We start from the raw sequence: 23340 nt of genomic DNA, 5'->3' as shown, positions 1-23340 counted from the left end.
GAGATGAAGCGAATCTTATTGGGCGTCTTGATCATTCTCTATGCCGTGGGACTGTCCGAGCCCTTGTTTGCCGAGACTCAATCCGAGCATGTGGACTGGGGGCGATGGAGTTTCGACTGGGAGGTTCGAGACAATACAGGACTGGCATTGCGAAACGTCAAGTACGCGGATGAGTTGATTCTCAACAAGGCCAGCATGCCGGTGATCCGTGTCAAGTATGTCAAAGAACGGGTTTGGTGGAATCCTTTTACCTGGTTCGGTTCGCGGGCCGACAGCGGCCGGTGCGGGCCGTTTCAAGATCGTCTGCGATGGCAGGACCTCGTGCCGATCGTGAACTGTGGGAATCAGAAGGTCTGCATGGAAAGCGCCGCCCAGAATAATGTGAAGTGGCTTGAGGTGGGCGCGTATGCGCGGATCGGTGAATATCATATTTATCAGTCGTGGCATCTATCAGATGATGGTGAACTGCGGCCCGTCGTTCAGAGCCGGGGTCTGTCCTGCAATACGAATCATGACCATCATCCATACTGGAGGTTTGATTTCGACATCAACGGCAACGGCATGGATCAGGTCTTCGTTTATGAAGAAGGAGGACCGGATAAAGGATGGGGGCCCGGCTGGCGGAAATACATGAACGAGCGTAACGATGTCAAAATTTCCGCACTCCACAAGACCTGGTTGGTTCGGGATCAGGTGAACGGCCATGGGGTCTGGATTCTTCCCGGTGCCGGGTATGCTCCATTAAAGGACGATGGCGAACGGGACGAGTTCGCTGATTTTGATGTTGCGATTCGTCGCGCCAATGTGAGCGAGGACATTCCCTGGAGCTTCGGTGCCCGCGGCCAACTCGGGTACGATGAGGACAATCAGGGAGTCCAAGAGCAGGATGTCGTATTGTGGTATGTCGCCCACTTGCCCCACATGGCTGCTCTAGGACCGGCAAAATGGCTTGCTCTTGGTCCCATCCTTCGCGTGCAACGGTAATCGTGCACGTGCCTGCGGACCATTCTGAACCGTGTCGACCAAATTGTAGGGTGCCTTCTTCGGATTTTGCTTCGTTTGGGAGTGGCATGCTGTATGCTTTCAACTATGGCCGATGCACGCTGGATTGTTTTAGTTGACAAAGACGCTGGAACGGGAGTATTGAGAAAATAGTCCATTGACTTGTCGCATTCTATAAGCTTCGAGTCATTCCGTAGCAGGAGGAGGTGGAAATGGAAGACCTTAGTCCACCGGATCACATCGGCCCGCCGAGCTATGGGCGGGTGCCGCGCCAGTCACGCTAGCCGCTTCTCCATCGGCTGTCGTTTCCCCGCGTAGGGGATTTAAATGTCAGATACGCCTTGTGGAGATTTGAGGTTGGCGTAACGGTACGCTGGCAAGCGAATCTCAGTGCTTCCCATGGAGCACTCTTCCACCCATTGGCCCACGCTTCGCGCGGGTCTCAAAAATTAAGGGATTCTTTTGGTGCCCTAAGCGCCATGCACGGGCGGCCTTACCCATCGGGAAAGGGTCGCCCGTAGTGAATCCATTCGGGTTTCGTAGGAATGAATCAGATTGAGACGAGGGAAAAGGTTCAGAGCGTCTAAGGCCTTTTTTGAGAAAGCAATGTGAGAAGCGCAACGTCTGAGCTCATGGCACAAACGAAAGGAGTGAGCCATGGATAGTACCTTTTTGATGTTCGCGTCTGTCATGCTTGCAATCTTCATCGGTGGCTTAGTCGTGTACAAAAAGAGTTAGTAGCTCGAACGGGGCGACCAGATGGTTGCCTGACCGCGTAGTGAATCAATGGCCGCGGGCACCGGTAGCGTGTGCCGAGCCTTCAGCAATAGAGGTCGCCATCGAACACGAAGGTGGCGATTCGTGAGGGAGGTTTGTCACTCATGCGCCGGTGCGTGGCGAATAGTGAGAGGTTTGCGGCAGCAAACTGTAGTCTTCGACCGTCGTGGTGTTTTGTAACTTAATTTCGTCGTTCGAATGATGCACATTGTAGTTGAAACAACCTCTGACACGTGCACCTCATCATATCTTCCTTGAATATTCCGGAAAAAGAATTGACTGGTGTGATCCTCCGAAACCCGACAGAGAAATCCTGTCCTGAATCTCTGGCAGCTATGGGAACTGGATATACGGCTTCGGCGGTTCCTGATCCGGCGGGAGATAGCTGGGAGCCGGTTCGCCGGCAGGTCCAAGGTTCCTGATGAATCGATACATCGCCCGCAGGTCCTGTTCAGTCATCACACGAAGGACAAACCATGGCATGGGCGGGCGAAGCTCGATTGAACGCGAGACTTTGATCCATTGGGCTTCCGAAAGATTCTGCATATAGAGCCGCAGGTTACTCGCATAGGTGGTGCCCCAGGGACCGCGCCAGCCCATCGCATCTCCCTTGAGCCAGTCTTTCTCGGGAATCTTGCCGGCCGCTTCCGCATAGCCGGTTGTGTGGCAATCATTGCATCCGGCGATCTTGATGACATATCTCGCCCGCTCCTCCGTTTTCTTGTCCAATGGCGCTGCTTGACCGCCTGCACGTACGGTGTCACCCGCGAATGCCGGAGCAATCATTGCTCCAATGAGCACGAGGCTGAGGGTTGAAACTCGGGCGATCTGAAACTTGAGCATCGTTCTTTCTCCTCCATACGTAGATGTGGTGACGGTCAGGCTGATCAAATCTCAATATTCGTCGATTTCATCGGTCTCATCGAGCATTTCCGCCGTGATCTCGTCGGCCTCGGCGGTCCACTGGGTCAGGGGAATGCCTTTCGCCTTCAGGATGGCTTCTTGCTCAGTTCCTGCCGCCGTCGTCAGTTCATACGTTACCGTTTGCCTCACCTGAAACATTCTCATGATCGTTCACCTTTGAATCCGCTATGGTTATTGATACTGAGCTCGTTCAGTGGTTGTTTCCTCTGTGACGAACTATTGAGTCACCGTGCCATTGTTCGGTTGGGTACTAACAAGGCTTCTTTTGTCCTTGCATCCGCGCCTGTTCCAACTCAGTCTGCTTGCGCATATGCTCGAGTTCAAGCTGGAATTGGCGTTCCCGTTCATCATTCACGCGTGGAGACCTCGCGTTACCTCCGAACCCGTCTTTCCCGGCTGCGTGTACGCCCATCGAGGTCAGCAGTACACCGATCATGACGCCTAGGATGAAATTCCGCATCGCTGCCTCCGTCGTGCTCCTTTCTGAATTCGGACGACCATCCCGCAGTTCATTGCGCATTGAGTGAACGGCGCATTGTAATCGATCCGGCTGTGGTTACCATAGAGGCTCTTTTACTCTGTTGTAGAAGGCCAATGGCGGTTGCCTTGACTCCATTTCCATCGCTTTGCTAGAGTGACCAATCCAAGTCTAAGCGATTGAAAGTTCCGCTGTTTCTGAACCGTTTTACGAACCACCCTGAGGCAATACCGTGATGAAAGCCTGGCTTTTTGACGAAATGTTTCAATTCGATCGGCACCGTCTCTTTGTCGATGGAATCCAGGGAGAGTGGGGCGGAGGGGATTCGCTGGTGGAGGACGAAGAGCTGCCGTCTCCACCCCAGAATGTCCAAGCCAAACCTGGTAATGGACGCATCACGATCACGTGGGATCCGATTCCGGACGCCATGTACTACAACCTGTATTTCCAGACCACCAAGGGCGTGCAGATCAAGTTTTCGGAACTGACCCGACCCATCGCCAGCTCAGAGGATTTCAAAAGCGTGATCGGAGTCAAGAAAGACAAGGCGACGTGCTTGGAAGGCGCCACCAGCCCCTATCTCCACGACGATCTTGCCAATGGAACCTGTTATCACTATGTCGTCACGGTAGTGACCCCAAAGGGGGAAAGCCCTGAATCGCAAGAAGTCATGGCGATTCCTTCGCCCTATCTGCTGGCCATGGTGATCGGCCACGAAGGCGTCGATGAGGGTGAATTCAGCTCACCCACAGGGATTGCGCTGGACAAGGACGGTAACATCTATGTTGCGGATACCGACAACCATTCGATCCAAAAATTCGACAAGGCCGGAAAGTTCTTAGCTCGATGGGGTGGTGAACCCGGCACGCAAGAGGGCCAGTTTTACTATCCGCGCGGCTTAGCAGTGGGGCCGGATGATGTCGTGTACGTGGCCGACAGCGGGAACAATCGAGTGCAGAAGTTCGATCTGGAAGGCAACGTGCAGAAGGCCTGGGGCAAGTTTGGGTTCGCCTGGCGCGGAGCCGACATGGGCCGGTTCGACGTGCCGTGGGGGATTACGACGGATCAAGACGGCAACGTCTACGTCTCCGATACCAGCAACGCGCGCATTCAAAAGTTTCAAGCCGACGGCCAGCCGCTGCTGAAGTGGGGACGTGACGGGAGTTTCGACGGCGCGTTCTTTTTCCCGCGCGGCGTGGCGGTCGATTTCGTCGGCAACATCTATATCGCCGACGAGAGCAACAACCGTATTCAAAAATTCGATCCGCGGGGAAGCTTCTTGACGAAATGGGGGCGAGAGGGCGGCGGGCCCGGGCAGTTCAAGGCGCCATGGGGGATTGCCTGTGATGCGCTGGGCAACGTCTATGTCGTCGACAGCGGCAACCACCGGATTCAGAAATTCGACGGCAATGGAACGTTCCTCTGCTCGTTCGGCAATCGTGGTAAAACGGAAGGGCAGGTCAATTTCCCCTACGGCATCGCCGTGGACAAGGAAGGCTGCGTCTTTGTGGCCGACAGCGGCAACAACCGTGTTCTGAAGTATGTGCCGACCGAAGAGGAGATCAATCGTGGCAAAGAGCAGCCGATCCAGGCGGTAGAAGCCGGGGCCGTGCAGCCGCCCCGCAGTCTCGCCGTGAAGCCTGGTGATACAGAAGCGTTCTTGAGTTGGATGGAGGTGGCGGGCGCGCAGTCCTACAATCTCTATTTCAGCACCGCTCCTCATCTCACAACTCAGGGAGCCACCAAGATCGAGGGTGTCACGAATCCCTATACCCACGAGGGCCTGACCAACGATACGCCGTACTTTTATGCCGTGACGGCGGTGTTCGAGAACGAAGCGGAAAGCGGATTATCGGAAGAGGTCACGGCGACGCCCGTGCTCATTGATATTACGGCCCCGCAAAATCCGTACGCGGTCATCAATCACGGGGCGTTCATGACCAATTCGCCGGACGTCGTGGTGACGATCTCGGCGACCGATTTGGACTCGGGGGTCGGCGCTTATTTCATCTCTGAAAGTCCGCTGACTCCGGTGGCCGGAACTCCGGGGTGGGTGGATGTGACTCCGGCCATCAAGTTCGGGGCTACCATTCCCTTCCTCCTATCCCCAGCGGATGGGCAGAAGACGATTTATGTGTGGTTCAAGGATATCGGCAACAACATCTCCACTCCTGCGACCACGACGATTCTCGTCAATACTTCCGGCTACCTGTGCGTGTCGAAATGGGGCAAACCCGGACGTGGCGCGTCGCTCTTGCATGGCGGCGAATTTCTGGCGCCGATGTACGGACTCTGCGTGGATCAGCAGGGATCGCTGTTCATCGTCGACAATGGAAACAATCGTGTGCAAAAGTTCGACAACGCCGGCAGTTTCATCATTCTCTGGGGGAGTTTCGGTTCGGCGAATTCCAACTTTCACAATCCCACCGGCATTGCCTGCGACGGCAAGGGCGACGTGTGGGTCGTCGATACCAACAACCACCGGGTTCAGAAGTTCGACGGAAAACTCGGCGGCTACCTCATGAAGTTCGGCTCGCGTGGAAATGGGGAGGGGCAGTTCAATGCTCCCTGGGGTATTGCAGTAGACCGCGTGCGCGGCTATATCTACGTCGTCGACAGCGCCAATTTTCGCGTGCAGAAGTTCGACATGGCGGGCGAGTTCATTATGGCTTGGGGCAGCTTCGGGAACGGCGATGGGCAGTTCTATTTCCCGCGCGGGGTGGCGGTCGATCAAGAAGACGGGTCGGTCTACGTCGTCGATATGGGCAATCACCGTATCCAGAAATTCGATACCAGCACCAATGTCTTGCCGCAGTTGTTGACGAAGTGGGGCGGCAGTCCGTCGGCGGGGCATGCCAGCAGTTCACTGGCTCAAGAGGCCGGACAACTACGTTCGCCATGGGGCATCACCATCGATGGAGCCGGAGATGTCTATGTGACGGATACCGGGAATCATCGGATCGAAAAGTTCGACCGAGAGGGGAACTTCATCACTCAGTGGGGCGGGTTCGGCAACGGTGACGGGCAATTCAATTTCCCATACGGGATCGCCGTTGACGCAAAAGGCAGTGTCTTCGTCGTGGATAGCGGCAACACGCGGGTTCAGCAGTTCATGCCGGCGGAAGAGGGCAGCGAGCGATTACAAGACGAGGCCGAGGAATTGGCCGACTTGGACAACGCGCAACGCACCCAGAACGTCTAATAGGATCTCACATGAGCCGACAGGCTGTTCAAAAAGACCGTCCAGCAAGGCCGCAGCAAGTGAAGAGGCGATGCGTAAACTATTTTTACCCGGCCCACCCATCGCCTGTCGGAACAGGCGTTTACCCAGGCCGTACGTTGAGCCTCTGAGCGCCGCGAGAACGCAGCTGGCGGACTTTTTCAACAGCTTGCTAGAAGAGGGTACGATGCTTGACAAAGAACCGAGACAGGGCCTCACCTATGACGACGTGGTCCTCGTGCCTGCCAAGTCACAGATCTTACCTAGTGAAGTCGATACCAGTACTTTCGTGTCGCGCAACATCCGGATCAATATCCCGCTCCTCAGTGCCGCCATGGACACGGTGACGGAGGCGCGACTGGCGATCGCGATGGCGCGTGAAGGGGGGATCGGCATTATTCATCGGGTCCTATCGCCGGTGGATCAGGCGGTCGAGGTGGATAAAGTCAAAAAGTCAGAAAGCGGTATGATCCTGGATCCTGTGACGATCTCCCCCGACGAGACGATTCGTGACGCCCACCAATTGATGGCGAAATATCGGATCTCCGGCATCCCCGTCACGAAGGGACGCAAGCTGGTCGGGATTCTCACCAACCGCGATCTGAGATTTGAAACCCGCATGGACTTGAAAGTGGCGCAGGTGATGAAGCGGGACCGGTTGATCACGGCTCCTGAAGGAACCAGCCTGGAGAAGGCGAGAGAGATTCTTCATGAACATCGGATTGAAAAGTTGCCCGTTGTAAACAAGCAATTTGAACTGAAGGGTCTCATTACGATCAAGGATATCGAAAAGCGCATTAAATATCCCAACGCGTGTAAGGACAGCCATGGCAGATTACGGGTCGGGGCGGCGGTCGGTGTCGGGCAGGATACCGAGGAGCGCGTGACCCTCCTGAAGAAATCAGGCGTGGATCTCGTGGTGATCGATACGGCACACGGTCATTCGCAAGCGGTGCTGGATACCGCGAAGATGATCAAGAAACTGTATCCGGCTCTCGAACTTGTTGTGGGAAACATTGGAACCGCAGAGGCGGCCAAAGACCTCCTCAAAGTCGGTGTCGATGCCGTGAAGGTCGGGGTCGGACCGGGATCGATCTGCACCACGCGGATTGTGTCGGGCGCCGGGATGCCGCAGCTGACTGCCATCGCGGATTGCGCCAAGGCGTTGAGCGGAAGCGGGGTGCCGATCATTGCCGATGGGGGCATCAAGTTTTCCGGTGATATCACGAAGGCGCTGGCTGCGGGCGCCTCGTCCGTCATGCTCGGCGGTCTGTTTGCCGGAACGGAGGAATCCCCGGGCGAGACGGTGCTCTATCAAGCCAGAACCTATAAGGTCTATCGCGGCATGGGTTCCATCGGGGCGATGGAGCGAGGAGGCGGAGATCGGTACGGGCAGAGTGGGCGCGCGCCGCAGAAGTTGGTCCCCGAAGGAATTGAAGGCCGTGTTCCTTATAAAGGTCCGCTGGCGGCAGTTGTCTACCAGCTGGTCGGCGGCGTTAGGTCGGGGATGGGCTATTGCGGCTGTAAAACGATTGCCGACCTGCAGCAGAATGCGACGTTCATCAGGCAGTCTGTGGCCGGCCTGCGCGAGAGCCATGTGCACGACGTCATTATCACGAAAGAGGCACCGAACTACCGGATGGATTGGGAATAGCCCCGCGTGAAACGTCTCTCGTGAAGCGTATCTCGCAGTCACCTTTCTGTTTTCCTCATCCAAGCGAACGACGGCCCTATGGAACTTTGGCACAATAGAATTCTGGTCCTCGACTTTGGGTCGCAGTACACTCAACTGATCGCTCGCCGCATTCGCGAAGCCCAAGTCTACTCGCAAATCCTTCCCTGCACGGTTTCCTTGGCGACGATTCTTGCGTATCGTCCGCAGGGCATCGTTCTATCCGGCGGACCATCCAGCGTCTACGAAAAAAAGGCGCCGCTCGTGCCCAAGGAACTTCTCGATCAGAACATTCCGATCCTCGGTATTTGCTATGGCATGCAGCTGGTGACGCATCTCTCCGGTGGGGACGTCGCCAAGTCGACACATCGAGAGTATGGCCGAGCGGATCTCACGATCGACGACGCGGATGATCTGTTTCTAGGAGTGGGAACCGAGAAGCAGACAGCCGTGTGGATGTCTCATGGTGATCGCATCGAACGGATGCCGCCTGGGTTCCGATCGATCGCGCACACGAGCAATTCGCCCGTCGCGGCAATGAAGCGAAAGGATCACAAGCGGAGAATCTATTGCCTGCAATTCCACCCCGAAGTGGCTCACACGCCGGAGGGCACGCGAATCCTGCGTAACTTCGTGTACGAGATTTGCGGCTGCAAGCCGACCTGGACCATGCAGTCCTATGTCGAGACGGCGGTGAAGCAGATACGAGAGCAGGTCGGCAAGGAACAGGTCATCTGTGCACTGAGCGGAGGCGTCGATTCATCGGTCGCGGCGGCGCTGACCCATCGGGCCATCGGTGATCAGTTGACGTGCATTTTTGTTGATAACGGTGTCCTGCGGGCCGGTGAGCGTGATCAAGTGCAGAAAACCTTCGCCTCGCAGCTCCATCTGAATCTCAGAATTCTTGACGGAACCAAGCAATTCCTCGCGGGTCTGAAAAGTGTGACAGATCCGGAGCGAAAGCGAAAAATCATCGGCCGGCAGTTCATCAAGCATTTTGAGGCTGAGTCGAAAAAATTGAAAGGTGTCAGGTATCTCGTCCAGGGTACGCTCTATCCGGACGTCATCGAGAGCATCAGCTTCAAGGGGCCTTCGGCGACCATCAAGACGCATCACAACGTCGGCGGATTACCCGCGCGCATGAAACTGAAGCTCATCGAACCGCTCCGCGAACTATTCAAGGACGAAGTGCGGGTGCTGGGGAAAGAATTGGGATTGCCGGACGACATCATCTGGCGGCAACCGTTCCCGGGCCCCGGCTTGGCGATCCGCGTGCTGGGGGCCGTGACGACGGAGCGGTTGGCGGTTCTGCGGGCGGCGGAAGCGATCGTCGATCAGGAAATACGGAGTGCCGGTCTCTATCGGGAGATCTGGCAGGCGTTTGCCGTGCTGTTGCCGATTCGAACGGTCGGGGTGATGGGCGACCAGCGAACCTATGAAAACGTGATCGCGATACGCGCCGTCACCAGCGTGGATGGTATGACGGCCGACTGGGCGAGGATTCCGAACGACGTGCTCGGCCGGATGTCGAGTCGAATCATCAACGAAGTCAAAGGCGTGAATCGGGTCGTGTACGACATCAGCTCGAAACCGCCGAGTACGATTGAATGGGAATAGGATGTGCTGGAATCAGCCCCACTGTCTCTTGTGCTCGCTCAGCGCGCACGCGGATTCTATTACTGAAATTTCTTCATCGGGCCGTGCTCGCTGAATGCGCGCAGTGAGAGCCAGTAGGACTACTTCCAGCCTAGAGAGGGGAGTTAGAGTCGATGGAAGTCAGACTGCAAAAACTCATCGCCGGGACCGGGCTTTCGTCGCGCCGAAAGGCGGAACTGTTGATTGCTGCCGGCCGGGTGTCGGTGAACGGGAAGGTCGTCACTGAACTCGGGACAAAGGTCGATCCAGCGCGTGATCACGTGAAGGTGGATGGGAAGCATCTGACTTCGGCGCAGCCGTTCGTGTATCTGATTCTGCATAAACCCAAGAATGTGATGTCCACGCTGGACGATCCGGGTGGACGGACGACGGTGAAAGATTTCTTGCGGGGTGTGTACGTTCGGGTGTTTCCGGTCGGACGGCTCGATTTCGATAGTGAAGGATTGATGCTCCTGACGAACAACGGCGACCTGGCCCAGGCGTTGCTGCATCCTCGGTACCATGTGCCTAAGACCTACTTGATTAAGGTCAAAAAGATTTTAACGGATGAACAGATCAAGAAGTTGGAACGAGGGATCCGCCTTGAAGATGGGATGACCGGTCCGGCGTACGTAAAGAAGGTAAAGAAGGCTGAGCACAACTCGTGGTTGGAAATCACCATACGCGAGGGGCGCAAGCATCAGATCAAACGCATGCTGGAGGCTGTCGGGCACCCGGTGCTCAAGTTGATGCGGGTTCGGATGGGGCCGCTCTCTCTGGGGGATCTCGCGCCGGGAGAGTTCAGGTTCTTGACTGATCGTGAAGCAAATGCCTTGCGGGAACTGGTTGAAGAGCGACGAGAGGCTGTTGAACGGGGAGAGGAGCAGGGGTTCAGATCGAAACGACCGGCGAGACAGGCTGGATGGGCCAAGCCGGACAAAACGAAGAAGTTGTCAGCGAAGAAGGTGCAAGCTGTATGAAGAATCGCACACACCGTTGCGGCGAGTTGAACAAGAAACAGGTTGGCCAGATTGTCGTCCTGAACGGTTGGGTTCAGCGGCGGCGAGACCACGGCATGGTCATCTTTATCGACCTTCGCGACCGGACAGGTCTTACACAGGTCGTGTTCAACGCCGAACGAAATCTCAAGGTTCATCAGGCTGCGCACTCACTCCGCAGCGAGTGTGTCGTGTCGGTCACCGGCCAAGTCATGGCGCGGCCGGATGAGTCGAAGAATCCCAATCTCTCGACAGGCGAGATCGAAGTGTTCGTCGATGAGGTGGAGATTCTGAATGAAGCGAAGACTCCGCCGTTCTTGATTGAAGACGAGGCAGAAGTAACGGAAGCCATCCGCCTGAAGTATCGTTACCTGGATCTTCGCCGCCCGAGAATGCAGGGGCTCCTGAGCCTGCGCCATCGGATCATGCAGGCGACGAGGGGCTTCTTGAATGCCGAAGCGTTCCTGGAGATTGAGACCCCGATCCTGACGAAAAGCACGCCGGAGGGCGCCAGAGATTACCTGGTGCCGAGCCGGGTCAATCCCGGACAGTTCTTTGCTTTGCCGCAATCGCCGCAACTGTTCAAACAAGTCCTGATGGTCAGTGGGGTCGATCGCTATTATCAGATCGCGCGCTGCTTCCGCGATGAAGATCTCCGCAACGACCGGCAGCCGGAATTCACCCAGATCGACCTGGAAATGTCGTTCGTGGATCGGTTGGATGTCATGAGTTTGATGGAGCAGATGATCGTGACCGTGTTTCGTGAAGCGGGCGGCGTGCAGTTGCCGACACCCTTTCCGCGGATGACCTATGCGGAAGCCATTGGCCGCTACGGGTCAGATAAACCGGATCTCCGGTTCGACATGCCGCTCCACGATGTGACGGCGTTTGGCGCGTCGAGCGAGTTTAAAGTCTTCAAAGATGCGGCGACCAAGGGCGGGATCGTCAAAGCGTTGATCGTGAAAGGCGGAGCGGCGCTTTCGCGCACACGAATCGATGCGCTGGGCGAAACGGCGAAGAGCTTTGGCGCCAAGGGTTTGGCCTGGCTCAAGCTTACTGCCGAAGGTCAGCTCGAATCAGTCATTGCAAAATTCCTGGATGCGAAGGCCTTTACCGCCGCATTGCCCGATGCCAAACCCGGCGATCTCGTATTGTTCGGTGCCGATAAGCCGGTGGTCGTGCACGACGTGCTGGGTCGTATCCGTTTGCTGTTGGGGGAAGAACTCAATGCGATCGACAAGACCGCCTGGAAGCCGCTATGGGTCACCGAATTCCCACTGTTGGATTACTCGCCGGAGGAAAAGCGCTATGTCTTCATGCACAATCCCTTCGCTGCGCCGATGGACGAAGACTTGAAGCTGTTGGACTCGGAGCCGTTGAAAGTCAGGGCCAAGGCCTATGACATGGTGCTCAACGGAAGTGAAATCGGAGGCGGCAGTATCCGCAACCACCGAAGCGAGGTGCAGCTGCGAATTCTCGATCTCTTAGGCATCAGCAAGGAGCAAGCGCAGGCTAAATTCGGATTCCTGCTGGAAGCGCTCGACTTCGGCGCGCCGCCCCATGGCGGGATCGCCTTCGGATTGGATCGATTGGTTATGCTGCTCGGCCATGCCGATTCGATCCGCGCTGTCATCGCGTTCCCCAAGACCCAGAAAGCGCAATGTCCGCTGACCGATGCGCCGTCTGCCGTCGGCCCAGAGCAATTGAAGGAGCTGCGCATTAAGCTGGATCTCGTGGAGTAGATCCCTTATGGCTGGCAATACGTTTGGCCGTATCTTCACCGTCACTTCCTTCGGAGAGAGCCACGGACCGGCGATCGGGTGCGTGGTTGATGGCTGCCCGCCTGGTCTCGCGCTTTCCCCGGAAGATATTCAGAAGGATCTTGACCGCCGGAAGCCCGGTACCTCCCGGCATGTGACCCAGCGCCAGGAATCGGATCGCGTGGAGATCCTGTCCGGAGTGTTTGAAGGCCAAACCACCGGAGCTCCCATTGCGCTGCTCATTCGCAATGAGGACGCGCGAAGCCGCGATTATGGGAATCTGATCGATACCTTCCGTCCCGGGCATGCGGACTACACCTACTGGCAGAAATACGGCATTCGCGATTACCGAGGAGGAGGACGAGCGTCGGCCCGAGAGACAGCCGTTCGCGTCGCCGCGGCTGCGATTGCCAGGAAGTGGCTCAACGAAAAGTATGGTGTCGTGATTCGGGGATATCTGAGCCAGTTGGGGCCTCATGAATTGCCGTTTAAAGATTGGAACGTCGTGGGACAGAATCCGTTTTTCTCCGCCGATCCGGATGTGGTGCCCACGCTGGAATCGTTCATGGATGAGCTGCGGAAGGCGGGTGATTCAGTAGGGGCACGGATCACGACCATAGCTGAGCATGTGCCGGTCGGATGGGGCGCGCCGGTCTACGCGAAATTGGATGCCGATTTAGCTGCAGCGATGATGGGCATCAATGCAGTCAAGGCAGTTGAGATCGGGGCAGGCTTTGCTTCGGTTTCCCAACGTGGGTCTGAACATGGCGACGAACTCACGCCGGAGGGATTCGTGACGAATCATGCCGGTGGCATTCTGGGTGGCATCTCAACCGGGCAGGATATTGTCGTGACGATCGGGATCAAGCCGACGTCGAGCATCCGTATCCCGCGCCGGTCGATCGATAAGCACGGGAATCCGGTGACGGTCGAGACCAACGGCCGCCATGATCCTTGTGTCGGCATTCGCGCGACGCCGATTGCCGAAGCCATGATGGCTCTCGTCCTGATGGATCATGCGCTGCTGCATCGCGCCCAAAATGCCGATGTGACGACGAAGACCCCCAAGATCGCAGGCTCATTGAAGAAATCCCCTGTTTCCACGAACAAGACTCCAGCTGCGAAAATCAACTCCGATCCCGCCGAAGCATAGTACATGCCGATGAGTAAGAGCCGTCCCATATGCCATCCGCCGGCTTGAATGGCAAGCGGCGCGGCTTGATACGCAAGAGTGGACATGACCACATGATCGAAATCTATACAGATGGCGCGTGCAGCGGGAACCCCGGACCTGGAGGATGGGGGGTCTTGTTGCGCGATGGCGATCAGGAAACAGAATTGTGTGGCGGAGAGCCGGCGACGACGAACAACCGTATGGAGTTGCTGGCGGTTATCGAAGCCTTGCAATCGCTCGCATCGCCGGTAACGGCCAGGGTGTATACCGATTCGCAGTACGTGCAAAAAGGCATCAGCGAATGGATCCACAGCTGGAAACGGAAAGGATGGAAGACTGCCGGTAAAGAACCGGTGAAGAACGAGGATTTATGGAGACGTCTCGATCGCTTGGCGGCGGAGCATACGCTCGAATGGCACTGGGTCCGGGGGCACAACGGTCATCCGGACAACGAACGAGTCGATGGGTTGGCGCGTGCCGGCCTTGAGCGGGCTCGCCGCGCTGGTCAGTCCGTCGGCCGACCGGTCGGTGATCCATCCAAAAAGATCAACGATCCAGCCGATTCTCCTCCAATTCTGGATATCCAACATGCCACGGTCTATCGAGGCGAGACCTGCGTGTTTTCAGATTTCTCCTTTGCGCTGCAAACTGGCGAGCATGCTGCCATTTTGGGACCCAATGGAGCGGGGAAATCGACGTTGCTCAAGTTGTTATTGGGCGAAGTGCATGCCATGCCGAAAGACGAAACACGTGTGGTGCTGTTCGGTGAGGAGCGATGGAACGTGTGGGATGTGCGGAAACGAATCGGCATTGTGTCGCATGATCTTCAACGAGACTATTTGATCTGTGCCGAGGGATTGAACGTCCTCCTCTCCGGCTTCTATGCAAGCAACGATACCTATGAGTATCAAGAGTTCGGCGAAGCACATGTCGCGAGGGCACATGAACTGATGCAGGAGTTGGGCATTGCGCACTTGGCCGGACGACGGTTCGGCCATCTGTCCACCGGTGAGCAAAGGCGGTTTCTGCTCGGGAGGGCGCTGGTGCATGATCCGTCGGTGTTGGTGTTGGACGAGCCGACGAGCGGCCTCGATCTCAAGGCCTGCTTTCAATATCTTGATCTGCTGCGCGCGCTCATCGCACAAGGCAAGACCGTTCTGCTCGTGACTCACCATCTGCATGAAATTCCCCCCGATATTGATCGCGTGGTTTTCCTGAAGGAAGGGAGAATTCTCGCGGACGGTCACAAATCCACATTACTCACGGATGATCGAGTCAGCGGGCTCTTCGAGAGCAGGATGACTCTCGTCCAGGCCAACGGGTGGTATCAGGCCTTGCCGGGATGATGCACGTGCGCCACCCGTATCCATTCTGCACGCAATAACTGCTTTGTTTTGACGAATGTCCCTACCGGAGCTAGGCTTCCGATATTGGTATGAGAAGCCGGCCGGGCACGTTACGCAACCTCCTGACCTCCCTGTCTCCGCATTACCGTTTTGTATTGTTGGCAGCTCTGTGTATGTTGGAGGCAATTCAAGTGCACGAGCAATCAGGATGGGCCGAAACCTGGGTCTGCCCGCGCAGGGGTCAGTCGGACCTCTATACTGACCGCGGGTTGCCGGGTTGCCGGCAACTTGGTGAACCAAAAACCTATTCACCATTGGAAATTTCTCCACGTCCCAGACCTTCGTCGGCGGGCGCCCTTCAGCCATCTGTATCCGGAGCTGTCTCCCTCGATCCATCACAGCAGCTCCATAGCAGGAAACCATTACCATTCTCCGACGTGTCTCTGCCGTTACCGCTCTTGAGCATCGGGCAGGACAAGGTCGGTTTCATTACCGGCTCATGGGTAGGATTGGTGGCGCAACTCACGGTCGCATACAAAGCCGACGGACAGGGGCCGGAGATTCTGGGCGATTCGAACCTGCTTCCTGCAGCCGTCCACTCGTTTCATACGGCTGTCGCGGTTGCCACAAAGGCGGTGGGATATGATCCTCGATACCTGAGCGTGCGCATCCTGGTTCCGACTCGGTTGGATGGACCCAGCGCGGGCGGGATTTTTGCCGTGGGCATCGTTTCGGCACTGCTCGGCGATCCGATTCGCCAAGATGTGTGCATGTCGGGAACCATCGAGCCGGATGCTGAGATCAGACCCGTCGGGCGGCTGGTGGATAAGATGAGTGCCTGTCGGGATCTCAAAAAGAGTGTGATGATCGTGCCGGATGGACTGGACAATAGCCATCTCAATTTCACCGGAGCTGAGCGATCCGTCCAGGTGATGGAAGTGCACACTCTGGCAGAGGCCTACAGCGCCGCGACGGGACAATCGTTACGTCAAGTTCCACTCAACTGACCAACCTCAAGATCAGGAGAATCCATGATGAGGATCGCGATGAGATCAACAGGAACGATGGCGTTGGCTATAGGGCTGCTGGCATCGGCCGCATGGGCCGCCGAGCCGGTCAAGATCAATTCATTGTTCACGTATCCGGAAGCGTACAAGATGAAAGTGGTCCAGGTGGAAGGCACCGTGCGGAACTACCGGATGAATCACTTCATCGGCCAAAGGACGAAATTGGAAAAGTGTATCCAGGCCTTTTCAGTAGAGGATGAGACCGGCGTTGTCGATGCGAGCTATGCGACCCTCTGCCAGACGGGAACCGTGTTGCTCAAAGACGGTGATCAGGTGACGATCGAGGGCCACTTCCTGGGGATGTTGGATGTTCGATCGGTGACCAAACGCTGAACGAACAAGCCGGTGCACCGACTACCGGCTGATCATTGTATGATCGTGAGTGAATAACGTTTCGTACGGCACAGCACCGGAATTGGTGGATGACCCACCCTATTTCTTTCGAAACCCAAACAGGGCTCCAACCCCGCCGGCGCCGACTGAGGGCAGGTAACCGGTCAAGACTTCTTTCAGACTCTCGGCTTTTCCTTGCGCCCAGGCGAGACTACGGGTGACATCCGCTTCGAGCAAGCTCCACTCCACGTGAATCCAGCCGGTCGTCTTGAGGGTAGCGATGAGCGCCAGCAAGGAACCGGTGATCAACAGCCCGATCATCAGGGTTTTTCGAAGTGCCCACCCGACCAAAAATCCTCCGATGAAGCAGGCCCCTCCACGCGCGAGGGCCGGCGACATCATGTCGCTCAACCACGCGCCGAATCCGGCGACAGTCGTTGCGCCGGCGGCAAGAAATGATTTGGCGGCCCAGGGAGGATTGGCCAGGATCGCTGCAAGCGCCTTAGCGAAGAGACCTCCCTGCGATTTACTCGCTGCGTCGCTCATAACCGTTTGGCTTCAAATGTGTTGCAGACCGACGGATCGCCGGATTCAAGGCCGCGTCTAAGCCATGTCGACCGCTGTTCGGAGGAGCCATGTGTCCAGCTTTCCGGTTGGACGTGTCCACGTGACATCTTTTGCAAACGGTCGTCTCCGATGGCGGCGGCTGCGCGCAGCCCATCCTCGAAATCTCCCGGTTCGATGAGGTTCCGTTCCCGCTTGGCGTGGTGGCCCCAGACTCCGGCATAACAATCGGCCTGGAGCTCCATTCGGACCGACAGAGCATTTCCTTCCGCCTCGGAGACCTGACGTTGAAGACGGTGGACCTTCTCCGCGACACCGAGGAGATTTTGTACATGATGGCCGACTTCATGGGCGATGACATAGGCCTGAGCGAAGTCGCCCACGGCACCCAAGCGATGCGCCATTTCGTCGAAGAAGGCAAGGTCCAGATAAACCCGGTGATCATTGGGGCAATAGAAGGGACCGACGGCCGACGAGGTCGTGCCGCATGCCGACTGCACGGCCCCGGTGAAGAGGACCATGCGAGGGTCTTCGTAACGGGAACCGAGGAGGGTGCGCCAGGTCGTTTCGGTATCGGCCAGCACGACGGAAGCAAACCGGCCGAGTTGGTCGGTCGGTGCACCGACCGGTCCCGATTGCGATGGCGCGGAGACCTCGGTCATACTCTGAACACCGGTCAGGAGGTTCAGAATGGTCAGAGGATTGGCGCCTGTAAAATAGCTGACGGCAAGCGCCAGCACGATGGTGCCGATACCCAAGCCACCTGTTCGTCCGATACGGGCCGGACCCATGCCGCGGCGATCTTCAATGTTGTCGCTTTCGCGTTGGCCTTCAGTACGCATCGTGGCCCTCCCTCACGCAGGATACTGAAAAAGTCCACCAGCTTCGTTCTCGCATCGCTCAACGGCTCAACGTACCACCGGGTTGGAGCTGCTAGGAGCAGCTCGGGGCGGTGGGTGAACAAGAATGCGCCTCGCCGCTTCGCCCGCTGCGGCCTTGCCCGCGGAACGGCGCGTCTTGGCGCGTCGGGGTGGGCGGGTGAGAACGACGGCCTTTTTGACCATCCTGCCTATCCCGTTATCCTAGCTTCTCAACGGTCCGTTAGTCCGATTCCTTCTCCATCGACTGAATGAACTTATCGGCTTCGGCGATGGAACGGTTCATGTCTTTGACGAGCTGATCGACCTGCGCATCAACCTTGATGAGTTCGCCCTTGATGGCCGCAAGCGCACGCGCGTTCAGATTATGTTTCAGGTAGAGCACTTGGTCGCGCAAGGGTCTGAGAACCGGTTCGATCCGCTGTTCAGCCCGTTTCATGGCCGCCAGCATATCTTTGTAGCGGCTCTTGGTCTGGGTCAGTTTGGCTTGGCTCTTTCGGCGCAGATCGGCGCTTGAGTATTGGCTGAGCTCCTGTTCCCACTCGGAGAAAAGGGCATCGGCGACGCTTTCGACATCCGCGATTCGCTTCCGGACCGCCTTCGCGCTGTCTTCACTGGTCTCCAGTTCCCCGCTCAATTGCTTATAGGTCGCTTCCAGATCTCCACCTTCGTAAGAAACCACTTTCCCAAACTGATCCAGAGTGCTCTGAATGTCTTTCTTGGCGTCCTCTTGAGCGTCGCGCGCCGATTTGACGCGGCTGCTCAGAATGTCGCGCTTGGCGTAGCCCATCTTTTCCATGGTGGCGATATAGGCCTTGTCACAAGCAGAAAGGCCAAACGGGACGAACAGCAGCATGACGGTCAGAACTAAATTCCGCATGTTCACCTCTTTGAACGGAACACAGCCAAGGGTTCGGCACACCACACCTAACTCTCTATCATAACTGAAGCAAGGACGAGGGGAAAGACGGTAGGGCGTCACATTCAGGGTTTTCACAAGTAGCAACAGCCCAGTCATCGCGTTATAGTAGCGATATGCGTCTGCCGTCTCTCAAGTCGTGCTGCCTGGTGATGATCGTCGTGATGGCCGGGTGTTCGAGCCAACGAGTGATCCCTGAACCCCTGGAGCCTCTCGTCGATAGAGCGGTCACGTTTCGCGAAGTCGTGGATGCTCCACTCGCGCATAAGGGGAAGGTGTTGGTGCTGGGTGGCGAAGTGTTGAATGCAAAGCGGCTGAAAGACGGCACCCAAATCGAATTCCTGCAATTACCGCTCGATAACGGAGAGAAACCGATTTTTGACCGCCAACAGTCACAAGGCCGATTTCTCGCACTCCGGCAGGAGTTCTTGGATCCTGCGACCATTGTGAACGGAACGAAGATGACGGTTGTCGGCGAGGTGGCCGGGGAAAAGACCGAGCATCTTGACGATGTCGAGTATCGGTACCCTGTCCTGATCGTGAAACATTTGCATACCTGGACGGAACAAGCTCCGAACTACGCTCGACCGAGGCCCGGTCTTTCGCTTGGAATCTTCGGAGGCTCTGGTGGGCGAATAGGCGGCGGTGGCGGATTCGGTATTGGCTTTTGATTCGTTGACAGGCATGACGCACGTTTGACAGGTTGCATGAACTCACTTTCCGGCCCGATTGTCTTGTGACGTGCCTGTGCGAGTCACGCAGATCATCCCTCTATCTAGTTGAGATGTATCGACAAGAGCAGCGCGTCTGCTTACGTAACTTCCTCCTGTCTCAAATGACCAGCTGGGTAACTGTCCGCAAAGTGTACTTGCGCGGAGGGATAGGGCATGATATGCAAGTATATGTTCGGATTCCAAGGATTAGTCCGGTCGTGAAGGAGATCGTGGCATGAAACACAAACGGCAGACCATGAAACGTAAGGAAAGAGTCACGCTGTCTCTTTCTGCCGAGATGGTGGAACGGTTGCGAACCGTCGTCTATTGGAGCCCCAAGCTGACGCTAACGGGTGTCGTCGAATCCGCGATTTTATCCACGCTCAAGAAACTTGAGAAAGGGAAGCGGTTCGGCAAAAGACGTGGCAAGTTGCCCGTCGGTCGGCCACGCAAGGAAAAGTCGTCCTAATAAGGTTTCGATATTTCCAGAAGCCTGACGTCCTTTCGGGAAGTATCCGGATCAGCCCCCACATCCAGCAGCGAGTCGCCATGTCTGATGCGGATTTCATCCGGCTGGCTCTTCAAGCGGCCCGGCAGGGGGTCGAGAAGGGAGAGATGCCTTTCGGCGCGTGTCTTGTCAGCCGAGGGCAGGTTATCGCGATCGCGCACAACAGCGCCAAATCCGGCATGGATACGACCGCTCATGCGGAAATTCAGGCGATCAGAGAAGCCGGCCGTACAATCAAGTCGCTCGAACTTCCCACAGCAACGATGTACAGCACTTGCGAACCGTGTCCAATGTGCTTCGCGGCCTGCGTCTGGGCGAAGATCGCGAGGATCGTATACGCCAGCCGAATCGAGGATGCCGACAAGGCCGGCATCCGTCAAATTCACATTCCTTCCTCGGTGATGAATCAGCTCAGCCGCAGCAATGTGGACGTGGTGGCAGACGTGCTTCGTGAGGAGGGGGTGAAGCTCTTCGAGGTCTGGCGGCGAAACAGATGAAATCCGGTGTGTGAGGAGCGCTTGTGTCAAAAGCCTCGATGCATGGGTAAACTAGAGCAGCATGCCTCAATTAACACGAAGCACGTTGATTCTTCTGGTACTCATCCTCTGTGTAGGCTGTGATCAGATCACGAAGGATGCGGCCCAACAATACTTGTCCTTTGAGCCTCCCCGGTCCTGGTTCCACGATATCGTTCGCCTGGAATATGCTGAGAATACGGGGGCCTTCTTGAGTCTTGGCACAGGGTTCTCCGAAGGGTTGCGCGTCATGCTCTTTCAAGTCTTCCCCGCGCTGTGGCTTGCCGGGTTGGCGATCTTTCTCTTCGTCGCCAAACAGGTGCCGTTGCTCTCGGCCGCCGCCTGGAGTCTCGTACTGAGCGGAGGCATAGGCAACCTCCTGGATCGCGTGCTTCACGACGGGCGCGTCATCGACTTCATGAATCTCGGTATCGGCAATTTCCGCACCGGCATCTTTAATGTGGCGGATGTCTGCATTACGATCGGTATCTTGCTGCTTGTCCTTGAGGTGTTCCAGCGACCGCGTACATCCTTAAATGGATAGGGTTGAATTCTTGCAGCTGCGAGAAATTCGACCGTTGATTCCATGGAGGTCTGTATGAAAAATCTAGCGTTGGCCATCGTCTGTTTGACGTTGCTCACAGGGTGCTCAGGTGCAGTCGGAAGCGGCATCTTGGGCGGGGTAGTCGGTGCCGGGGCGGCCGGCGGCGGCTATGAGTATCACCTCAAGCGCCAGAAAGATCGGGTGGAGCAAGACTTCAAGGCTGGGAAGATCGATCAAAAAGAATATGAGATCCGCAAGGACCAGATCGCTCGGGACTCACTCCTTCAATAAAAAGTGGGTGCAAACGGGGATCATCGCCGGTCCTTTCGCGACGACATCCGAGTTTCTCTTCGACCGGCCTGATGCACTAATGGGTTCGCATCATGCGTCCCACCATGCCGATGCCGATGCCGAGGAGGAGATAGCCGGCGATCACGTTAAGCATGACCACAGCTTGGCAGATGGGATGCACCGGTTGGTATTCCACGAGCGCCAGTGACGAGGTGACGTTAATGGTGTAATAAAATCCGGACCACAAGGGAATCCAGGGTGAAGGCGTTGTGTTACCCATCGGTTCGAACCAATGCAAACGGAAGAACAACTCGTACAGCAAGCTGAATCCCAAGAGCGCTCCGCCGATCCATGCGATCCAACGCGAAATGCTCGTGCCGAAATTGCTCGTCACCTTCCATGTCGAAAGCGCCAACGGATGCTTGCCTTGCATTTTAGACCACACGAGTCGCGCGTTTCGTTCGTTCAGGTATTCGGCTTCTGACGCATCCAACTCGCCCGCTTCGGCGAAAGAATTATTCGATCGCGAATAGGCCCGCACGGCGAGATGCTGTAACCGATGTTGGTCCGGCCCGGCAGGCATTGCCGCCGCCGCTCGTTCCGCCACTCGGCCGGCGTTGGAAAACGCCCGTCCGGCTTGCGCGAATTGCTGTAACCAATGCAGTTGCTGCCCGGCATTGTGATAGGCCTGTATCGACTTGGGAGGATCTTGGGTTTCGAGAAAATGAGCGGCAGAAAGATAGTACTGAGCAGCCTGCATCAAATCAGCGCGCGAGTCGCGCCGCGTAAGGGCGTCGGCTTGCTGGAGCACATCGTCAGCGGATTGGACCGTCGAAATCTCAAGTGCGCTCTGCCGGTAATCACCGTGCGCAACTGGAGTTGACAGCGGCGGATCAGCCATCAGTGTTCTCCAATGGCGTCATGGTACTCCAATTTTAGGTCAGTAAGGAAGGCTTACGATACACAAAGCGTTTGGGCGCTGAAGCGTAGGTGGTGAAAACGTTGAGGTGGCTAAACGTCCGAGGATGACAGCGGCGACGTGCTCAAATTTCTGTTACTTCGGAAATGATCGTGTGATACCCGCTGGCGCCGGCCGGTTGAGGTCGGACGATTTCGGCAATTTGGAGCTGTCCCTTGGTATCGGTTGCGCGAACGACGGTCTGAAATTTTCCGGGTTTTGTCGGCCGCCATGTGTAATTCCAGATGACCCAGGAATAGGGCGACATGGGCGGTTCGATTTGGCAGTCGTTCCAGGTGCGTCCGGCATCAAAGCTCAATTCCACTTTGCTGATGCTGTTGGGTCCGCCGAAGGCAACGCCTCGAAATGTGTGCTCTTGCCCACGCAAGGGTTGGTAATGCCCTGGTGAATCGATACGTGAAAACACTTTGATCGTGCCGTCATCGGTCCAGCCTTTGCGTTGCCAGTAGCCTTTGTAATCCCCCGGATAGACCTCAATTTCCACGATCCACTTCACGTTCTTGATGCCATACAGGCCGGGCACGATCAGCCTGAGGGGGAACCCGTGCTCCCTCGCGAGCTTCTCGCCGTTCATCAGGAACGCAAGCATGACGTCGTCCTGCATCGCGCGGGTGAACGGAATGCTGTCATCGTAGCCGTCGATGGCGCGGAACACGACATCACGCGCCGTGTCAGCATCGGCGCCGCAATCAAGCAGCAGTTTCTTGAGCGAGATGCCGCGCCAGGTCGCCGTGCCGATACTGTCGCCCCCCGGAAGCGTGTCGATGCACATCAAGGTGGAGATCTGATCATAGGAATCGCGGTTCAAAATGTCGCGCCAGCCGAGCGACATCGGTGTTTTCACCGAGCCTTTGATGTTCAGCTTCCACTGCTCAATGTTCAGATCGCGTGAGGCGGAGACGGCCCCATCAGCATAATTGACTATGTAGAATTTGGAGTTTGGTGTGAAATACGTGGTGTCACGGGAAGGGACGGCGAACATACGACCGAACACGCCGCCGACGGCATCGCAGCCGCCGACGCTGCCTGCCAAGGTTCCGAGA

23 protein-coding genes and 1 pseudogene (1 of these 24 running past the window's edge) are annotated in these 23340 nt (G+C 56.6%); 16 read left to right on the top strand and 8 right to left on the bottom strand.

Annotated elements, in window-relative coordinates:
- Positions 1-3: 3 nt before the first annotated feature.
- The gene (locus H8K04_12710) at positions 4-984 is read left to right on the top strand and encodes a hypothetical protein (protein UVT14699.1); all 981 of its coding nucleotides are present in this window, start codon (positions 4-6) and stop codon (positions 982-984) included.
- Between the two features lie 1128 nt (positions 985-2112).
- On the opposite strand, the gene H8K04_12705 is transcribed toward H8K04_12710, so the two are convergent.
- From H8K04_12705 to H8K04_12695, 3 genes are all read right to left on the bottom strand, one after another.
- A complete protein-coding gene (locus H8K04_12705; protein ID UVT14698.1) occupies positions 2113-2622 on the bottom strand; it encodes a cytochrome C in 510 nt (169 codons plus the stop codon).
- 51 nt (positions 2623-2673) lie between these two features.
- Positions 2674-2847, bottom strand: coding sequence for a hypothetical protein (locus H8K04_12700; protein UVT14697.1), 174 nt, complete (start codon positions 2845-2847; stop codon positions 2674-2676).
- Positions 2848-2953: 106 nt separating this feature from the next.
- Positions 2954-3163 carry a hypothetical protein gene (locus H8K04_12695; protein ID UVT14696.1) on the bottom strand — a complete coding sequence of 70 codons (210 nt, stop codon included), beginning with the start codon at positions 3161-3163 and terminating at the stop codon, positions 2954-2956.
- 253 nt (positions 3164-3416) lie between these two features.
- On the opposite strand from H8K04_12695, the gene H8K04_12690 reads away from it, so the two are divergent.
- The 10 genes and pseudogenes from H8K04_12690 to H8K04_12645 all read left to right on the top strand — a co-directional run bounded on the left by H8K04_12690 (position 3417) and on the right by H8K04_12645 (position 16386).
- Entirely contained in the window at positions 3417-6383 is a 2967-nt protein-coding gene (locus tag H8K04_12690) for an SMP-30/gluconolactonase/LRE family protein (protein UVT14695.1), read from the top strand.
- A 205-nt stretch (positions 6384-6588) separates the two neighbouring features.
- Positions 6589-8055 (top strand): IMP dehydrogenase, encoded by a 1467-nt coding sequence (gene guaB, locus H8K04_12685; GenBank protein ID UVT14694.1) that lies wholly within the window; start codon positions 6589-6591, stop codon positions 8053-8055.
- A gap of 78 nt (positions 8056-8133) precedes the next feature.
- Entirely contained in the window at positions 8134-9690 is a 1557-nt protein-coding gene (gene guaA, locus H8K04_12680; protein UVT14693.1) for a glutamine-hydrolyzing GMP synthase, read from the top strand.
- Positions 9691-9842: 152 nt separating this feature from the next.
- Positions 9843-10688: an rRNA pseudouridine synthase gene (locus tag H8K04_12675; protein UVT14692.1), complete on the top strand. Its 846-nt coding sequence runs from the start codon at positions 9843-9845 to the stop codon at positions 10686-10688.
- A complete protein-coding gene (gene aspS / locus H8K04_12670) occupies positions 10685-12448 on the top strand; it encodes an aspartate--tRNA ligase (protein ID UVT14691.1) in 1764 nt (587 codons plus the stop codon). The genes H8K04_12675 and aspS overlap by 4 nt, the downstream gene beginning before the upstream one ends.
- Positions 12449-12455: 7 nt before the next feature.
- Entirely contained in the window at positions 12456-13619 is a 1164-nt protein-coding gene (gene aroC, locus H8K04_12665; protein ID UVT14690.1) for a chorismate synthase, read from the top strand.
- A 92-nt stretch (positions 13620-13711) separates the two neighbouring features.
- A pseudogene (rnhA, locus tag H8K04_12660) lies at positions 13712-14155 on the top strand (ribonuclease HI).
- 30 nt (positions 14156-14185) lie between these two features.
- Positions 14186-14986, top strand: coding sequence for an ATP-binding cassette domain-containing protein (locus tag H8K04_12655; GenBank protein UVT17971.1), 801 nt, complete (start codon positions 14186-14188; stop codon positions 14984-14986).
- A 173-nt stretch (positions 14987-15159) separates the two neighbouring features.
- A complete protein-coding gene (locus H8K04_12650; protein UVT14689.1) occupies positions 15160-15993 on the top strand; it encodes a hypothetical protein in 834 nt (277 codons plus the stop codon).
- A 39-nt stretch (positions 15994-16032) separates the two neighbouring features.
- Entirely contained in the window at positions 16033-16386 is a 354-nt protein-coding gene (locus H8K04_12645; protein UVT14688.1) for a hypothetical protein, read from the top strand.
- Between the two features lie 99 nt (positions 16387-16485).
- Here H8K04_12645 and H8K04_12640 read toward each other — a convergent pair whose 3' ends face one another.
- The 3 genes from H8K04_12640 to H8K04_12630 form a co-directional block, all read right to left on the bottom strand.
- Positions 16486-16932, bottom strand: coding sequence for an FUN14 domain-containing protein (locus tag H8K04_12640; protein UVT14687.1), 447 nt, complete (start codon positions 16930-16932; stop codon positions 16486-16488).
- The gene (locus tag H8K04_12635) at positions 16929-17792 is read right to left on the bottom strand and encodes a neutral zinc metallopeptidase (protein ID UVT14686.1); all 864 of its coding nucleotides are present in this window, start codon (positions 17790-17792) and stop codon (positions 16929-16931) included. The genes H8K04_12640 and H8K04_12635 overlap by 4 nt, the downstream gene beginning before the upstream one ends.
- 259 nt (positions 17793-18051) lie before the next feature.
- A complete protein-coding gene (locus H8K04_12630; protein UVT14685.1) occupies positions 18052-18708 on the bottom strand; it encodes a DUF2959 domain-containing protein in 657 nt (218 codons plus the stop codon).
- Positions 18709-18863: 155 nt separating this feature from the next.
- On the opposite strand from H8K04_12630, the gene H8K04_12625 reads away from it, so the two are divergent.
- The 5 genes from H8K04_12625 (at position 18864) to H8K04_12605 (ending at position 21318) form a co-directional block, all read left to right on the top strand.
- A complete protein-coding gene (locus H8K04_12625) occupies positions 18864-19418 on the top strand; it encodes a Slp family lipoprotein (GenBank protein UVT14684.1) in 555 nt (184 codons plus the stop codon).
- A gap of 277 nt (positions 19419-19695) precedes the next feature.
- Positions 19696-19929 (top strand): hypothetical protein, encoded by a 234-nt coding sequence (locus tag H8K04_12620; GenBank protein UVT14683.1) that lies wholly within the window; start codon positions 19696-19698, stop codon positions 19927-19929.
- Between the two features lie 80 nt (positions 19930-20009).
- Complete coding sequence (locus H8K04_12615; GenBank protein UVT14682.1) at positions 20010-20465, top strand: nucleoside deaminase; 456 nt, start codon at positions 20010-20012, stop codon at positions 20463-20465.
- Positions 20466-20526: 61 nt separating this feature from the next.
- On the top strand, positions 20527-21027 hold the full coding sequence (gene lspA, locus H8K04_12610) for a signal peptidase II (GenBank protein ID UVT14681.1): 501 nt from the start codon (positions 20527-20529) through the stop codon (positions 21025-21027).
- Positions 21028-21081: 54 nt separating this feature from the next.
- Positions 21082-21318 carry a hypothetical protein gene (locus tag H8K04_12605; GenBank protein ID UVT14680.1) on the top strand — a complete coding sequence of 79 codons (237 nt, stop codon included), beginning with the start codon at positions 21082-21084 and terminating at the stop codon, positions 21316-21318.
- 76 nt (positions 21319-21394) lie between these two features.
- On the opposite strand, the gene H8K04_12600 is transcribed toward H8K04_12605, so the two are convergent.
- Positions 21395-22219, bottom strand: coding sequence for a hypothetical protein (locus H8K04_12600; protein UVT14679.1), 825 nt, complete (start codon positions 22217-22219; stop codon positions 21395-21397).
- A 142-nt stretch (positions 22220-22361) separates the two neighbouring features.
- On the bottom strand, positions 22362-23340 hold the 3' portion of the coding sequence (locus tag H8K04_12595) for a molybdopterin-dependent oxidoreductase (GenBank protein UVT14678.1). 59 nt of this gene lie beyond the right edge of the window; 979 of the gene's 1038 nt are visible here — the last part of the coding sequence; its start codon lies beyond the right edge, outside the window; the stop codon is at positions 22362-22364.

Source organism: Nitrospira sp., from assembly GCA_024760525.1.
Classification (GTDB): domain Bacteria; phylum Nitrospirota; class Nitrospiria; order Nitrospirales; family Nitrospiraceae; genus Nitrospira_D.
The sequence above is the reverse complement of the archived record's forward strand: the minus strand, read 5'-3'. Positions and strand labels throughout refer to the sequence as shown.

What these genes read in the sequence shown, in the direction of transcription:
- H8K04_12710 (UVT14699.1), top strand. Translation starts at nt 4, where the DNA reads ATGAAGCGAATCTTATTGGGCGTCTTGATCATTCTCTATGCCGTGGGA.
- H8K04_12705 (UVT14698.1), bottom strand. Translation starts at nt 2,622, where the DNA reads ATGCTCAAGTTTCAGATCGCCCGAGTTTCAACCCTCAGCCTCGTGCTC.
- H8K04_12700 (UVT14697.1), bottom strand. Translation starts at nt 2,847, where the DNA reads ATGAGAATGTTTCAGGTGAGGCAAACGGTAACGTATGAACTGACGACG.
- H8K04_12695 (UVT14696.1), bottom strand. Translation starts at nt 3,163, where the DNA reads ATGCGGAATTTCATCCTAGGCGTCATGATCGGTGTACTGCTGACCTCG.
- H8K04_12690 (UVT14695.1), top strand. Translation starts at nt 3,417, where the DNA reads ATGAAAGCCTGGCTTTTTGACGAAATGTTTCAATTCGATCGGCACCGT.
- guaB (UVT14694.1), top strand. Translation starts at nt 6,589, where the DNA reads ATGCTTGACAAAGAACCGAGACAGGGCCTCACCTATGACGACGTGGTC.
- guaA (UVT14693.1), top strand. Translation starts at nt 8,134, where the DNA reads ATGGAACTTTGGCACAATAGAATTCTGGTCCTCGACTTTGGGTCGCAG.
- H8K04_12675 (UVT14692.1), top strand. Translation starts at nt 9,843, where the DNA reads ATGGAAGTCAGACTGCAAAAACTCATCGCCGGGACCGGGCTTTCGTCG.
- aspS (UVT14691.1), top strand. Translation starts at nt 10,685, where the DNA reads ATGAAGAATCGCACACACCGTTGCGGCGAGTTGAACAAGAAACAGGTT.
- aroC (UVT14690.1), top strand. Translation starts at nt 12,456, where the DNA reads ATGGCTGGCAATACGTTTGGCCGTATCTTCACCGTCACTTCCTTCGGA.
- H8K04_12650 (UVT14689.1), top strand. Translation starts at nt 15,160, where the DNA reads ATGTTGGAGGCAATTCAAGTGCACGAGCAATCAGGATGGGCCGAAACC.
- H8K04_12645 (UVT14688.1), top strand. Translation starts at nt 16,033, where the DNA reads ATGAGATCAACAGGAACGATGGCGTTGGCTATAGGGCTGCTGGCATCG.
- H8K04_12640 (UVT14687.1), bottom strand. Translation starts at nt 16,932, where the DNA reads ATGAGCGACGCAGCGAGTAAATCGCAGGGAGGTCTCTTCGCTAAGGCG.
- H8K04_12635 (UVT14686.1), bottom strand. Translation starts at nt 17,792, where the DNA reads ATGCGTACTGAAGGCCAACGCGAAAGCGACAACATTGAAGATCGCCGC.
- H8K04_12630 (UVT14685.1), bottom strand. Translation starts at nt 18,708, where the DNA reads ATGCGGAATTTAGTTCTGACCGTCATGCTGCTGTTCGTCCCGTTTGGC.
- H8K04_12625 (UVT14684.1), top strand. Translation starts at nt 18,864, where the DNA reads ATGCGTCTGCCGTCTCTCAAGTCGTGCTGCCTGGTGATGATCGTCGTG.
- H8K04_12620 (UVT14683.1), top strand. Translation starts at nt 19,696, where the DNA reads ATGAAACACAAACGGCAGACCATGAAACGTAAGGAAAGAGTCACGCTG.
- H8K04_12615 (UVT14682.1), top strand. Translation starts at nt 20,010, where the DNA reads ATGTCTGATGCGGATTTCATCCGGCTGGCTCTTCAAGCGGCCCGGCAG.
- lspA (UVT14681.1), top strand. Translation starts at nt 20,527, where the DNA reads ATGCCTCAATTAACACGAAGCACGTTGATTCTTCTGGTACTCATCCTC.
- H8K04_12605 (UVT14680.1), top strand. Translation starts at nt 21,082, where the DNA reads ATGAAAAATCTAGCGTTGGCCATCGTCTGTTTGACGTTGCTCACAGGG.
- H8K04_12600 (UVT14679.1), bottom strand. Translation starts at nt 22,219, where the DNA reads ATGGCTGATCCGCCGCTGTCAACTCCAGTTGCGCACGGTGATTACCGG.